11 protein-coding genes are annotated in these 14,256 nt (G+C 72.5%); 6 read left to right on the forward strand and 5 right to left on the reverse strand.

The genetic code is table 11. The annotated features are described in order from the left end of the window. Positions 1-19: 19 nt before the first annotated feature. Positions 20-811 carry a maleylpyruvate isomerase family mycothiol-dependent enzyme gene (locus tag ACFQ3T_RS09695; protein WP_447009342.1) on the reverse strand — a complete coding sequence of 264 codons (792 nt, stop codon included), beginning with the start codon at positions 809-811 and terminating at the stop codon, positions 20-22. A gap of 231 nt (positions 812-1,042) precedes the next feature. Between ACFQ3T_RS09695 and uvrA the strand changes: the two genes are divergently transcribed. The 3 genes from uvrA (at position 1,043) to ACFQ3T_RS09710 (ending at position 5,477) form a co-directional block, all read left to right on the forward strand. Next, complete coding sequence (gene uvrA / locus ACFQ3T_RS09700; protein WP_380722491.1) at positions 1,043-3,916, forward strand: excinuclease ABC subunit UvrA; 2,874 nt, start codon at positions 1,043-1,045, stop codon at positions 3,914-3,916. A gap of 184 nt (positions 3,917-4,100) precedes the next feature. After that, positions 4,101-4,568: an SRPBCC family protein gene (locus ACFQ3T_RS09705; protein ID WP_380722493.1), complete on the forward strand. Its 468-nt coding sequence runs from the start codon at positions 4,101-4,103 to the stop codon at positions 4,566-4,568. 84 nt (positions 4,569-4,652) lie between these two features. Next, positions 4,653-5,477 carry a hypothetical protein gene (locus ACFQ3T_RS09710; protein ID WP_380722495.1) on the forward strand — a complete coding sequence of 275 codons (825 nt, stop codon included), beginning with the start codon at positions 4,653-4,655 and terminating at the stop codon, positions 5,475-5,477. Positions 5,478-5,539: 62 nt separating this feature from the next. Here the strand turns inward: ACFQ3T_RS09710 and ACFQ3T_RS09715 are convergent, their stop codons facing one another. From ACFQ3T_RS09715 to ACFQ3T_RS09725, 3 genes are read right to left on the reverse strand one after another with little or no spacing between them, the layout of a single operon-like run. After that, complete coding sequence (locus ACFQ3T_RS09715) at positions 5,540-6,937, reverse strand: GntP family permease (protein WP_380722497.1); 1,398 nt, start codon at positions 6,935-6,937, stop codon at positions 5,540-5,542. Next, positions 6,934-8,523, reverse strand: a complete 1,590-nt coding sequence (locus ACFQ3T_RS09720) for an N-acyl-D-amino-acid deacylase family protein (protein ID WP_380722499.1) — start codon at positions 8,521-8,523, stop codon at positions 6,934-6,936. The genes ACFQ3T_RS09715 and ACFQ3T_RS09720 overlap by 4 nt, the downstream gene beginning before the upstream one ends. A gap of 21 nt (positions 8,524-8,544) precedes the next feature. Further along, complete coding sequence (locus tag ACFQ3T_RS09725) at positions 8,545-9,798, reverse strand: amino acid deaminase (RefSeq protein ID WP_380722501.1); 1,254 nt, start codon at positions 9,796-9,798, stop codon at positions 8,545-8,547. A 111-nt stretch (positions 9,799-9,909) separates the two neighbouring features. On the opposite strand from ACFQ3T_RS09725, the gene ACFQ3T_RS09730 reads away from it, so the two are divergent. From ACFQ3T_RS09730 to ACFQ3T_RS09740, 3 genes are read left to right on the forward strand one after another with little or no spacing between them, the layout of a single operon-like run. Continuing rightward, positions 9,910-10,878 carry a sugar kinase gene (locus tag ACFQ3T_RS09730; protein WP_380722503.1) on the forward strand — a complete coding sequence of 323 codons (969 nt, stop codon included), beginning with the start codon at positions 9,910-9,912 and terminating at the stop codon, positions 10,876-10,878. Further along, entirely contained in the window at positions 10,875-11,624 is a 750-nt protein-coding gene (locus tag ACFQ3T_RS09735; RefSeq protein WP_380722505.1) for an IclR family transcriptional regulator, read from the forward strand. Before ACFQ3T_RS09730 ends, ACFQ3T_RS09735 begins: the two co-directional genes overlap by 4 nt. Before the next feature lie 35 nt (positions 11,625-11,659). Beyond that, positions 11,660-12,043, forward strand: a complete 384-nt coding sequence (locus ACFQ3T_RS09740) for a RidA family protein (RefSeq protein ID WP_380722507.1) — start codon at positions 11,660-11,662, stop codon at positions 12,041-12,043. Positions 12,044-12,190: 147 nt separating this feature from the next. On the opposite strand, the gene ACFQ3T_RS09745 is transcribed toward ACFQ3T_RS09740, so the two are convergent. Next, on the reverse strand, positions 12,191-14,256 hold a 2,066-nt coding region (locus tag ACFQ3T_RS09745), incomplete at its 5' end, for an ATP-binding protein (protein WP_380722509.1).

Genomic DNA, 14,256 nt, shown 5'->3' on the forward strand with positions numbered 1-14,256 from the left:
CGGCCCGCCTGCACTCCGCTCAGAGCCACTTGGGCAGCGTGGGCGCCGTACCCTTCAGCCGCGCGCCGCTGTGGCGGCCGGTCACCCACGCCAGCACGTCCGCCGCCGCGCCGCTCACGACCGGGGACGCGCCGCTGTCCGCGGTGAGCGCCCAGCTGCGCTGACGGCCGTCCGGGAACGTGGCCTCGACGCGTGCCGGCGGCACGTCCGGACGGTCCGCGTACTGGCCCACGGCGTCGTCCAGGAAGTGCTCCAGCAGCTCCTCGGGCAGGTCCTCGAACCCCGTGCCGCCGTCGAGGTCGACCAGGTGGAACCACACCTCGCGCAGCCGCAGCCACGGCACGCGGTGCGCCAGGAGCACCCCGCTGTGCGGGTGCGCGACCTCCGCCTCCCACGCCGTCGGCGGCAGGTCGCGGGCGGCCGCGGCGAACCGCTGGCACGCCGCGTCCAGGTCGGCCCGGAGCAGCTGCGGGAGCCGGCCCGCGCCCTCGGCGATGTCCGCGTCGCGGTCCGCCGTGCTCGGGTACATCTGGTGCTCGACGCCCGTCTTCGCCCACGTCAGCAGGTTGACGAGGGCGTCGGCGTTGCGTGCGAGGTGCGTCACGACGTGCGCCCGGCTCCAGCCGGGCAGGAGGCTCGGACCGCGCAAGGCCCGCAGGTCAAGGCCCGCGACGACCTCGTACAGAGCCTCCGTGGCCCGTTCGACCTCGGCGAGCCCGGCGACCGCGTCCTGGACCGCGGCCGACTGCTCGCGGGGCGCGGGTACGCTCGTCTGGGCGGATCGGACCTGGGCGGCATCAGCGAAGCTCATGGGCACCTCATCCCGGCGGTTGCGGCCGAACGGCCTATCACCCCAGCGTAGGGGCGTTCACTACCGACCGGTAGAGCCGTTGGCGCACGATCGTGGAAGTGCCGCTCGCGGTTTTTGTCGGTGGTCGCACTTAGCATGGTTGTCGCCTCCCCCGACAGGGCTGACACCCGTGGTCCGATACGCTTTTCGAACGTCTGTTCGGGGAAAGGTCAAGAACCGAAGGGAACCGTTGTGGCCGACCGGCTTGTCGTTCGCGGGGCGCGCGAGCACAACCTGCGAGGGGTGGACCTCGACCTGCCGAGGGACAGCCTCATCGTGTTCACCGGGCTGTCCGGCTCGGGCAAGTCCAGCCTCGCCTTCGACACGATCTTCGCCGAGGGCCAGCGCCGCTACGTGGAGTCGCTGTCGGCGTACGCGCGGCAGTTCCTCGGCCAGATGGACAAACCGGACGTCGACTTCATCGAGGGCCTGTCGCCCGCCGTGTCGATCGACCAGAAGTCCACCAGCCGCAACCCGCGGTCCACCGTGGGCACCATCACCGAGGTCTACGACTACCTGCGCCTGCTCTACGCGCGCGCCGGCAAGGCGCACTGCCCCACGTGCGGCGAGGCGATCTCCAAGCAGACGCCGCAGCAGATCGTGGACCAGGTCCTCGCCATGGAGGCGGGCACCAAGTTCCAGGTGCTCGCGCCCGTCATCCGGGGCCGCAAGGGCGAGTACGTCGACCTGTTCTCCACCCTCCAGTCCCAGGGCTACTCGCGCGCCAAGGTCGACGGCGTCGTGTACGCGCTGGGCGAGGTGCCCAAGCTGAAGAAGCAGGAGAAGCACGACATCGCGGTCGTGATCGACCGGCTGAGCGTGAAGGCGAGCGCCAAGCAGCGGCTGACCGACTCGGTGGAGACCGCGCTGCGCCTGGCCGACGGCCTGGTCGAGCTCGAGTTCGTCGACGTGCCGGAGAGCGACCCGGGCCGGGTGCGCGGCTTCTCCGAGAACCTGGCCTGCCCGAACGGCCACCCGCTCGCGATCGAGGACCTGGAGCCCCGGTCGTTCTCGTTCAACTCGCCCTACGGCGCGTGCCCCGCGTGCACCGGCATCGGCGTGCGCAAGGAAGTCGACCCGGAGCTGGTCGTCCCGGACGACGAGCTGTCGCTGGCCGAGGGCGCGATCGCGCCGTGGGCGACCGGGCAGACCGCCGAGTACTTCACCCGGCTGCTGGAATCGCTGGGCCTCGCGATCGGGTTCCGGATGGACACGCCGTGGCGGCAGCTGCCCGCCCGCGCGCAGAAGGCCGTGCTGCACGGCGTCGACGAGCAGGTCAACGTCCGCTACAAGAACCGCTACGGCCGCGAGCGCTCGTACTACGCCAACTTCGAGGGCGTGATCCCGTTCCTGGAGCGCCGCCAGGAGCAGACCGAGTCCGAGTACATGCGGGAGAAGTACGAGGGCTACATGCGGGAGGTGCCGTGCCCCACGTGCCAGGGCACCCGCCTCAAGCCGGAGATCCTGGCCGTCACGCTGCACCACGGGCGCAAGGGCGACAAGTCCATCGCCGAGGTGTGCGCCATGTCGGTGGCGGAGTGCTCCGAGTTCCTCGACGGGCTGAAGCTCGCCAAGCGCGAGGCGATGATCGCGGGCGCGGTGCTGAAGGAGATCCAGGCCCGGCTGCACTTCCTGCTCGACGTCGGCCTCAACTACCTGTCGCTCGACCGGGCGTCCGGCACGCTGTCGGGTGGTGAGGCGCAGCGGATCAGGTTGGCGACGCAGATCGGCTCCGGCCTCGTCGGCGTCCTGTACGTGCTGGACGAGCCGTCCATCGGCCTGCACCAGCGCGACAACCACCGGCTGATCGAGACGCTGACGCGGCTGCGCGACCTGGGCAACACGCTGATCGTGGTCGAGCACGACGAGGACACCATCCGCACGTCCGACTGGGTGGTCGACATCGGCCCCGGCGCGGGCGAGCACGGCGGCAAGGTCGTCCACAGCGGCCCGTACCAGGCGCTGCTGAAGAACAAGGAGTCGATCACCGGCGCCTACCTGTCGGGTCGCAAGGAGATCCCGGTGCCCGCCGGCCGCCGCAAGGTCGACAAGAAGCGGCAGCTGACCGTCGTCGGGGCGCGGGAGCACAACCTGCGCGGCATCGACGTGTCGTTCCCGCTCGGCTGCCTCGTGTCCGTGACGGGCGTCTCCGGTTCGGGCAAGTCGACGCTGGTCAACGACATCCTGGCGACCGTGCTGGCGAACAAGCTGAACGGCGCGCGGCAGGTGCCGGGCCGGCACACCCGCGTGCGCGGGCTGGAGCAGGTCGACAAGCTGGTGCGGGTCGACCAGTCCCCGATCGGCCGCACGCCGCGGTCGAACCCGGCGACGTACACGGGCGTGTTCGACCACGTCCGCAAGCTGTTCGCGGCGACCACCGAGGCGAAGGTGCGCGGCTACCAGCCGGGGCGGTTCTCGTTCAACGTCAAGGGCGGGCGCTGCGAGGCGTGCGCGGGCGACGGCACGATCAAGATCGAGATGAACTTCCTGCCGGACGTGTACGTGCCGTGCGAGGTGTGCAAGGGCGCCCGGTACAACCGCGAGACGCTGGAAGTGCACTACAAGGGCAAGACGATCGCCGAGGTGCTCGACATGCCGATCGAGGAGGCCGCCTCGTTCTTCGAGCCGATCAACGCGATCCACCGGCACCTGCGGACGCTGGTCGACGTCGGCCTGGGGTACGTGCGGCTGGGCCAGTCCGCGCCCACGCTGTCCGGTGGCGAGGCGCAGCGGGTGAAGCTCGCGTCCGAGCTGCAGAAGCGGTCGACCGGCAAGACCGTGTACATCCTGGACGAGCCGACGACGGGGTTGCACTTCGAGGACATCCGCAAGCTGCTCGGGGTGATCAACGGGTTGGTCGACAAGGGCAACACGGTGATCGTGATCGAGCACAACCTGGACGTGATCAAGGTGTCGGACTGGCTGGTCGACATGGGGCCCGAGGGCGGGTCCGGTGGCGGCATGGTGGTGGCCGAGGGCACGCCGGAGCAGGTGGCGGAGGTCGCGGACAGCTACACGGGCCAGTTCCTGCGCGAGGTGCTGCCCGCCCAGGCCGCGGTCGGCTGACCCGTCGAGCTGCCTGGCGGTAAGTCAGCGGAGGGTCGGCTGGCGGCGGTCGGTTGGCGGTAGCGGTGGCGGTGGCCGGTCGGATGGTGGCCGGTCGGATGGTGGCCGGTCGAGTGGTGGGTGTGCCGCAGGTGGGGTGCGCGGGTGGGTGGTCAGGCCGCTCCGCGTGGGTGACCATGTCGTCATGCCGCTGAACTCGTACCGCTTCCGCAGCGTCTGGTCGGTGGACAGCACGCCGGAGCGGACCTTCGACGTGCTCGCCGACCTCGGCAACTACCCGCACTGGTGGCGTGAGGTGCGTGACGCCCGCCAGGTGGCCGAGAACGCGGCCGAGCTGCGGTGCCGGTCGGTGCTGCCCTACGACCTGGTCTTCCAGGCCCACCACAACGCCAAGGAGCCGGACGCCGGGCTGCTGCGCGCGGACCTGGTCGGCGACCTCGACGGCACGGTGAGCTGGCGCATCTTCCCCGACGGCGCCGGGTCGCGGCTCGTCTACGACCAGGAGGTGACGGTGCGCAAGCCGTTGCTGCGACGGCTCGCGCTCGTCGGCCGGCCCCTGCTCAAGGCGAACCACGAGCTGATGATGCGCAGCGGGCAGCGCGGCCTGCGCACCTACTTGGCCGGGTTCCGGGCGGCGGCGGGCAACGACTAGTCCGAGGTGCGCGAGCGCTGGTCCCACCACCGCCTTCGCGGTTTTGCGGTCAGCTTCGCGCGGTGGGCCCGTAAGGTGCGATTCGTGGCAGACAGTGATCACACCTACTCCCGTGGTGACCGAGCGGCCTTGATCCTCCTGGGTGCGGGGAAGTGCTACTGGCCGACCTGCACCGAGCCGTTGTTGACGCGCACCGATGACGGCAAGTTCCGCATCGCCCTGCAGATCGCCCACATCCGGGCGGCGAAGCCGGACGGGCAGCGCTACGTGCCGGACATGGACCCCGCGGTCCGGAAGTCCTTCGACAACCTGATCTTCCTCTGCGTTCCGCACCACCAGGCGGTCGACGAGAAGGGCGGCGAGGAGAAGTACCCGGCGGAGACGTTGCAGGAGTGGAAGGAGATCCGCGAGAGCGGTCGCTTCCAGGCCCTTCGCGGGTTGCGGGACCTCACCGAGGACAGGCTCCAGGACATGATCGCCACCGCGACCAGGGAACGCGACGAGGACATCAAGCGGACCCTCGACCGGCTGGAGCGCTCGGACGCCGAGGCGGCCGGACTGCTCAGGGAACTCCGTGACGAGGTGAAGGCGAGGGAGGGTCGTCGTTCCGCGCTCGACGTCGACGCGGTGTACGCGCTCGCCCGCGCGGCGGATCAGTTGCGCCACCTGGAAGAGAACGCGGGATCGCTCAACAGGGCCGCCGACGGTCTGCGCGGGCTCGAAGACCGCGCCGCCTCCATCGTCAACGCCGTGGCGAAGCTGAACGCGGCGCAGGACACCGTGTCGGAGCTGTCGGTCGCCCTCGGGAAGCTGGGCGGTCTCCGAGACGACCTGGCGCTCATGAGAAGCACCGCGGACGCCGTGGAACGGGCCTCACGCAGGATGGAGGACTACGGCCGTCGGTACTGAGTCGTCCCGGGGGCGAGAGGTGGTGGAGAGCGGCGCCCGATCCCGCACGGGGCACCGCCGGGTCAGACCACCAGGCTCAGCAGCGCGGCCACCACGAACCCGACCACCGACAGGATCGTCTCCAGCACGGTCCACGTCTGGAGCGTCTCCTTCACCGACAGGCCGAAGTAGCGGGACACGATCCAGAACCCGCCGTCGTTGACGTGCGACGCGATGATCGAGCCCGCCGCGATCGACATGACGAGCAGCGCGAGCCGCGGCTGCGAGTAGTCCAGGTCGGCCACGACCGGCGCGACGATGCCGGTCGTGGTCACGATCGCCACCGTCGCCGAGCCCTGCGCGACGCGCATGCCGCAGCTGATCACGTACGACAGCGCGATCACGGGCAGCCCGACGTCGGCCAGGGACGTGGCGAGCACCTTGCCGACGCCGGTCGCGGCCAGCACCGCGCCGAAGAACCCGCCGGCGCCGACGACGAGCAGGATCATCGCCACCGGCCGCAGCGACGCGCCGGACAGCTCGGTCACCTGCTCCCGCGTCATGCCGCGGCGGAACCCGAGCAGCCAGACGGCGACCAGCACGGCGATCGTCAACGCCACGGCGGGTGTGCCGAAGAACGTGAACACGCCCAGCAGGGTGGAGCCCTTGGGCAGCAGGATGCTGCCGAACGTGCCCGCCAGGATGAGCACCAGCGGCACGGCGATGATGCCGAGCACCAGGCCCAGCGGCGGCTCGCCCTTCGTCGCCGCCTCGGCCCGCGCCTTCTCCGCGGCGGCCAGCATCTCCTCCGGCACGGGCACGTCGAGCCGCTTGCCGATCCACGCCGAGTACAGGACACCGCCGATGAACCACGACGGGAGCGCCACGGCCGGCGCCATGACGATGATCCAGCCCAGCTCGACGCCGAGGAGCCCGGCCGCGGCGACGGGGCCGGGGTGCGGCGGCATGAACGCGTGCATCACGGACAGGCCCGCCAGCAACGGCATCGCGTACAGGACGATCGACTTGCCGCTGCGCTTCGCGGCGACGTACACCAGGGGCGCGAGGACGAAGATGCCGATGTCGAAGAACACCGGCACGCCGAAGATCAACCCGGCGAGGCCCATCGCGAGCGGCGCGCGGCCCTCGCCGAACGCCCGCAGCAGCGACCGGGTCAGCACCTCCGCGCCGCCCGAGGCCTCCAGGATCGCGCCGAGGAGCGTGCCGAGGCCGATGATCGCCGCGACGTGGCCGAGGATGCCGCCGAACCCCTTCTCCACGAGCGAGTCGGACGCCTTCTGCGCGGAGCCGACCAGCGTCTCCACGGGCAGGCCGGCGGCGAGCGCCACGAGCAGGCCGACGACGAGCAGCGCGATGAACGGCTCGACCTTCCACCTGATGATCATCGCGAGGAGGAGGGCGATGCTGAGCGCGGACAGCGTCAGCAGCCCTCCGGTCGTGTGCTGCAGCCAGTCGATCACGCGCGGCTCCGGTGGGGTCGCAGGGAACGGCCGGGCAGGGCGTCGGTGCGCCGGCCGTCGTCGATCACGGGAACGCCGTTGACGACGACGTGGGTGATGCCCGCGGCGGCCTGCCGGGGTTCGTCGAACGTCGCGGTGTCGGCGACGGTGTCCGGGTCGAACAGCACCAGGTCGGCGGCGCAGCCCTCGCGGACGAGCCCGCGGTCGGCCAGCCGAAGCCGGCGCGCCGCCCGTCCGGTGAGGTGGTGCACGCACTCCTCCAGCCCGAGCACGCCCAGTTCGCGCACGTACCGGGCGAGGTAGCGGGGGAACGTGCCCCAGGCGCGCGGGTGCGGCCGGTCGCCGACGAGCAGCCCGTCGCTGCCGCCGGTGTGCGCGGGGTGCCGCATGATCGCCTGGACGTTGTCCTCGTGGCCGACGTGCATGAGGCACGACGTGCCGAGCCGCTCGGAGATCAGCACGTCGAAGTACAGCTCGGCGGGCGGACGCCCGGCCCGGCGCGCGGCCTCGGCCACGGACAGCCCGACCAGGTGCGCGTTCTCCGCCTCGCGGACGCCGTTGACCTCGATGGCGTCCCAGTCCACCGGCACGCCGTGGCAGCCGTCCGAGCCGGTCTCCTCGATCTCGACCCGGACGCGTTCCCGGATGTCCACATCGGACAGACGGGCCAGCGTCGCGTCCGGGCCGCCCTCGCCGGTCCAGCTCGGCAGCAGCGCGGACAGGTACGTCGCGCCCGGCAGGTACGGGTACGTGTCGAGGGTGATGTCCGCGCCCGCCGCGATCGCGTCGTCCAGCAGCGCCAGCAGCTCGCCCGCCCGGCCCCGGTTGACCTCGAAGTTCATCGTGGCGTGCGCGAGGTGCAGCGGGCAGCCCGAGTCGCGCGACACCCGCACCATCTCCGCGTACGCCTCCAGCGCGCCGGCGCCGTAGCTGCGGTGGTGCGGGCTGTAGAACCCGCCCAGCTCGCCGACCACCCGGCACAGCTCGGTCAGCTCGGCCGTGTCGGCGTACATGCCGGGCGTGTAGGTGAGGCCGGACGACATGCCGGCCGCGCCCTCCCGCAGCGAGTCGGCCAGCAGCCGGCGCATCCGGTCCAGCTCGGCGTCGGTGGCGGGGCGGTCGTCGTAGCCGACGCAGAGCATCCGCAGCGTGCCCTGCGGCACGAGGTACGCGGCGTTGACGGCGATGCCCCGGTCGAGCCGGTCGAGGTACTCGCCGACCGTGCGCCAGTCCCAGTCGAACCCCGGCGGGTCGTCGTTCCACCCGGCCAGCTGGGCGCGCAGCGCGGCCAGCACCTCGTCGTCCACGGGCGCGTACGACAGGCCGTCCTGGCCCAGGACTTCGGTGGTGACGCCCTGGGTGACCTTCGCCAGGTGCGCCGGGTCGGCCAGCACCTGCAGGTCGGAGTGGGAGTGCATGTCGATGAACCCGGGCGCGAGCACCCGGCCGTCGGCGTCGACTACGCGCCGGCCGTCGACCCGGTCGCCGATCTCGGCGATCCGCCCGTCGCGCACGCCCACGTCGGCCCGGTGGGCGGGCGCGCCGGTGCCGTCGACCACCCGTGCGCCCCTGAAGACGATGTCCACGCCGCCGTCCTTTCCCGGATGTCAGAAGTACGTGCGGACCAGGTCGACCACGGTGGTGCCCTCGACCACGGGGATCAGCGGCCACTTGTCGAACACCGTGCACGGGTGGGACAGGCCGAGGCCGACCCAGTCGCCGACCTCCACGTCGTCGCCGGACAGCCTCACGAACGCGTGCTGGTCGTTGAGCGCGGTGACCTCGGCGCGCAGCGGGCGCTCCACGCCGTCACGGCCGCGGACGACCTGCGGTTCGGGCAGGCCCTCGTCGAACGACGCGTCCCGCTTGCCGAGCGTCAGCAGCGCCAGGTCGGGCTGCGGCCGTGACGTGACCTGAGCCCAGGCCCGCAGCGCGCCGCGGAACGGTTCCGCGCCGGGAGTGCGGCCCAGGGGCGAGATCCCGCGGTAGAACCCGTCGTCGTGGGTGATGTACGCGCCGCTGCGCAGCACCGGCCGCACCGGGAACGGCCACGGTTCGGTGAGCTTCGCGGCCACCTGGTCGAAGTACGCGCTGCCACCCGCCGTGACGATCGGCTCGGCCACCTCGTACCGGTTCCGCAACCCGATCGCCAGCTCCCGCAACGACGACAGGTAACCGTCCACCACGGACCGCGCGGCCGGGGAGGCGTCGTGCGCCAACGCGCCCTCGTACCCGCCGACGCCGGCCAGCCGCAGCGCCGGGCTGTCCGCCGCCGCACGGGCGACCTCCAACGCCGTGGCCAGGTCGCGCGCACCGGTCCGCCCGCCGGGCGCCCCCAGCTCGACCAGCACGTCCACCGGGCGCTCCACGTCGCCCAAGGCCTCCGCCATGCGCTCCACGCCCGCCACGGAATCCACCCAACAGGTGAACTCGAACGTGTCATCGGCGGCGAGTTCGCGCGCCAGCCACCGCAACCCCGCCGGGTCCACGAGCTGGTTGGCCAGCAGCACGCGCGACACCCCGAACGCCCGGTAGACGCGCAGCTGGCTCGTGTTGGCCGCGGTGATGCCCCACGCGCCGTGCGCCAACTGGCGGGCGAACAGCTGCGGGGCCATGGTCGTCTTGCCGTGCGGGGCGAGCAGCACGCCGCGGTCGGCGCACCAGCGGGCCATGGTGGCGAGGTTGTGCTCCAGCGCGGCCGCGTCGAGCACGACCAGCGGGCCGACGAAACCGTCGGCGAACAGGTCGAGCCGGCGGTCGGCCACGTCGCCGATCGTCGCGCCGAACACGTCGGCGGGCAGGCCCTTGAACCGCCAGTCGACCCGCTCGTCCCGGATGGCGGCCACAGCGTCGAGGTCCACGTTCTCCGCTCCTCACGTTGCACATACTGCAACGGCTATTGCGCGATGTGATGCAGACGTGTGTAACATTCGGTCGCCGTCCCGTCAACGAGCGAGTCCGGAGGAGCACGGATGCGGTTCGACCTACCGGGCGGCGTGGTGTGCCTGGGCGAGACGATGGCCGTGCTCGTGCCGGCCGAACCCGGCCCCGTGCGCGCGGCCCGCACCTGGACGCGGACCATCGGCGGCGCCGAGTCCAACGTGGCCGTCCACCTCGCCCGCCTCGGCGTCCGCAGCCGGTGGGTCGGCGCCGTCGGCGACGACGCGTTCGGCGGCGCGGTCCTCGACGCCGTCGGCGGCGCGGGCGTCGACGTCACCGGCGTCCACGTCGACCCCGACCGGCCGACCGGCCTCTACGTCAAGGAAGCCGACGCCGCCGGCAGCCCCGTGCGCTACTACCGGCACGGCTCGGCGGCGTCCGCCATGGGACCGGCCACGCTGGACCGCCTGAACCTCGACGACGTGGAGCTGCTGCACGTCAGCGGCATCACCGCCGCCCTGTCCGACAGCTGCCTCGACCTGCTCCGCGCCGTCCTCCGCCGACCGCGCCCCGTGCCCGTGTCGTTCGACCTCAACTGGCGGCCCGCCCTGTGGCGCCACCGCGACCCGTCCGTCCTGCGCGCCCTCGCCGACGCCGCCGACATCGTGCTCGCCGGCTCCGACGAGGCCCAGGCCGTCTGGGGCGCCGGCGACCCCGCCGAACTCCGCGCCCTCCTGCCCGGACCGTCGACGCTCGTCGTCAAGCACGGCGCACGCGGCGCCACCGTCGTCGAGGACGGCGCCACGACGTTCCAACCCGGCCTGCGCGTCGAAGTCGTCGAGCCCGTCGGCGCGGGCGACGCGTTCGCCGCCGGCTACCTCGCCGCCCACCTCGCGGGCGCGCCACCGGCCCGCCGACTGCGCGCCGGGCACCTCCAAGCCGCCGCCGCACTGCTCACCAGGGAGGATGTCGGCGAGTCGCTGCCGTCCGCGGTCACCGTGCCACTGCTGGACGCCGACTCGGACACGTGGGCCGCCGCACACCTGAGGAGACGTCGATGAGCCAAAGCCTGGACCGGGCGCTGACCCTGGTCGGTGAACTGGCCACCGGACCCAAGACCCTGGACGAGCTGTCCGGCGTCATCGAGGTGCACAAGTCGACCACCATGCGGCTCCTGCGCACCCTGGAGTCCCACCGGTTCGTGCAACGCGAAGGCGTCCACCACTACCGGCTCGGCACCGCCCTCTTCGACCTCGCCAACCGGGCCCTCGAAGAACGCGACGTCCGGCGCAGCGCCGAGAACGCCCTCCGCGAGCTCAACGCCCGCACCGGCTACACCGTCCACCTCGCGTCCTACGAGGACGGCGAGGTCATCTACATCGACAAGTACGACAGCACCCACCCGATGCGCATGTACTCCCGCATCGGCAGGCGCGCCCCCCTGCACTGCACCGCCGTCGCCAAGATCCTCCTCGCCGACCTGCCCGAACCACGCCGCCGCGAGGTCGCCCACACCATCGACTACGTGCCGCTGACCGCCAACACCATCACCACCCCCGACGCCTACCTCGCCGAGCTGGACCGCGTCCGCTCCGCCGGCTACGCCGTCGACAACGCCGAGCACGAGGACTTCATCCACTGCGTCGCCGCACCCATCCGCGGCGCGCGCGGCGAGGTCGTCGCCGCCGTCTCCCTGTCCGTGCCCAAGGTCCTGCTGGACTTCGACGGCCTGCTCGGCCACCTGCCCGACCTGCTCGCGACCGCGCGAGCCGCGTCCGTCGAGTGCGGCTGGTCGCCGCGCGACTGAACCGCCGGCGCGAGCCGGCACCCGAGAGGAAGCACATGTCCAAGACCGAGATCAGCACCACCGCCGCGCCCACCCCCGTGGCCGCGTTCTCCCAAGGCGTCCGCAAGGGCCCGATCCTGCAGGTGGCGGGCCAGGTCGCGTTCGACCCGGCCACCGGCGCCGTCGTCGGCGACACCGTCGCCGAGCAGACCCGGCAGGCCCTGCGCAACGTCGTCGCCGTGCTGGAGGCGGGCGGCGCGTCCCTCGCCGACGTCGTGATGCTGCGCGTCTACCTCACCGACACCGCGCACTTCGCCGAGATGAACGCCGCCTACGGCGAGTTCGTCACCGACGAGCCCTTCCCCGCCCGCACCACCGTCTACGTCGGCCTGCCCGCCGGCCTGCTGGTGGAGATCGACGCGCTCGCCGTCGTCGGGTAACCCCGCACCGAGCCGGTGACGCGGAACGGGGCACCGCGCGTACTTCTGCCGGTACTTCTGCGTGGTGCCGCCCCCAAGCGGCCGGTTGACTGGGGCCACCCCCAGTGAGCGCGGCATGGAAGGACCCCGGCGATGGCTAGGAACGCATCACCGATCGGCTGACCCCAGTGCGGCGACCCGGTCCCGGCACCTCCCGGCCGCGACCGGGTCGCCGAGGTCGTCGTGCACGTCCGCCAACGCGCCCAGCACCGCCACCAGCCGCCCGTGCCGGTTCTCACCCGCCAACCCGGCCGCCAGCCCCAGCTCCACCCGCGCGCCCGCCGCGTCACCCAGCCGGTGCAGCGCCAGACCCCGCAGGTACCGGGCGTCGCACAGGCTCGGCGGCGCGGGCGCGCCCCGCAACAGCTCCAGCGCGTCGTCCGCCGCCGCCAACACCTCCGGCCACCGCGCCAACCGCACCAGCGTGTCCGCCGTCCGCACCAGCAACGTCGCCGTCATCTCGGCCGCCATCACCGGCGCCACCGCCAACCGGCCCGACCGCACGTTGTCCACCAGCTCCCGGTGCACCACCACCGAGTCCTCGTACCGCTCCAACGCGTCCAGCACCAACGCCAGGCACGACAACGAGATCTGCTCGCCCAACGGGAAACCGGCCACCCGGAACAGCTCCTGCGCCCGCCGCGCGCTGACCTGGGCCTCCTCCAACCGCCCCGTCCGCAACTCCGACACCGACCGGTAGTGCAGCGCCCAACCCTGCTCCGTGACGTCGCCCGCCGCCACCGCCGCCCGCCACGCCTCCTCGTGCAACGCCAACGCGTCCGCGTGCCGGCGCGACAGCACCGCCAACGTCCACGTCAGGAAGTTCAGCTGCACGGCCTCGTCCCGCACGCTCCCCACCGCGCGCGCCGCCGCCACACCGGCCGTGAACACCTCCGCCCACGTCTCACCACGTCCACGCTGGTCGGAGTACCAGTGCATGGCCGTCGCGACCCGCAGCACCTCCGCGTGCAGCCCCGCGCCACCCGCCCACCGCAACGCGCCCAACCAGTTCGCCGTCTCCGCGGCCAGCCAGGCGTCCGCCTCCTCCGGACCACCCAACCCGCCCGCCGGCGCCGTCCGCGCGTCCGGGCCGAAGAACCCCGCCGCCGCGTCCGCCGTGCCCAGCAGCCAGTCCACCATCCGCCGCCGCGCCGCCCCCACCGCCGGCGCCGGCTCCTCGTCCGCCAACCGCTCACCCGCGAACACCCGGATCAGGTCGTGGAACACGTACCGGCCGGGCACCTCCGCGGTGTCCAGCAGGCTCATGTCGACCAGTTCCTCCAACGTCTCCTCGGCCGCGAACCGGTCCACGTCGGCCAGCACCGCCGCCAGGTCCGGCCCGAAGTCACCGCCCGGCGCCAGCGACAGCCGCCGGAACAACACCGCGGCCCCCTCGCCCAGCTGCCGGTACGACATCTCGAACGCCGTCCGCACCCGCAGGTCGCCCGCCGTCAACGCCGACAGCCGACGCCGCTCGTCCACCAGCTGCCCCGCCAGGTGCCCGATCGTCCACTTCGGACGGCTCGCCAGCCGGTTCCCCGCGATCCGCAGCGCCAGCGGCAGGTGCCCGCACAGCTTCGCCACCCGCGCCGCCGCCACCGGCTCCGCGCCCACCCGCGCCCGTCCCGCGATCGCGCCCAGCAGGTCGAACGACTCACCCGGGTCCAGCACGTCCAACCCCAGCCGCGCCCCCGCCTCCAACCCGCCGAGCACCAACCGCGACGTCACCACCACCAACGACCCCGCCCCGGTCGCCAACAGCGGACGCACCTGCGCCTCGTCGGAAGCGTTGTCCAGCACCAACAACGTCGACCGCTCCCGCAACCGCGACCGGTACAGGTCCGAGCGCTCCGCCTCGCTCCCCGGGACCTCCTTCTCCGCCACGCCCAGCGCCAACAGCATCCGGTGCACCACCTCCGACGGGTGCACCGGCCGCACGTCCATGCCACGCAGGTTGAAGAAGAAGCACCCGTCCGCGAACCACGACGCCAGCCGGTACGCCGCCCGCACCGCCAGCGCCGTCTTCCCCGCACCCGGCGGCCCGTGCACCACCACCAGCGACGTCGCACCCGCCCGCGCCCGCTCGGCGACCTCCGCCAACGCGGCCAGCTCGCTCTCGCGCCCCGTCAGCTCCGCCACGTCCGGCAGCAGCGCCGACGCCGCCGGCGACGACG

This window comes from Saccharothrix hoggarensis (genome assembly GCF_042678885.1).
Taxonomy (GTDB): domain Bacteria; phylum Actinomycetota; class Actinomycetes; order Mycobacteriales; family Pseudonocardiaceae; genus Actinosynnema; species Actinosynnema hoggarensis.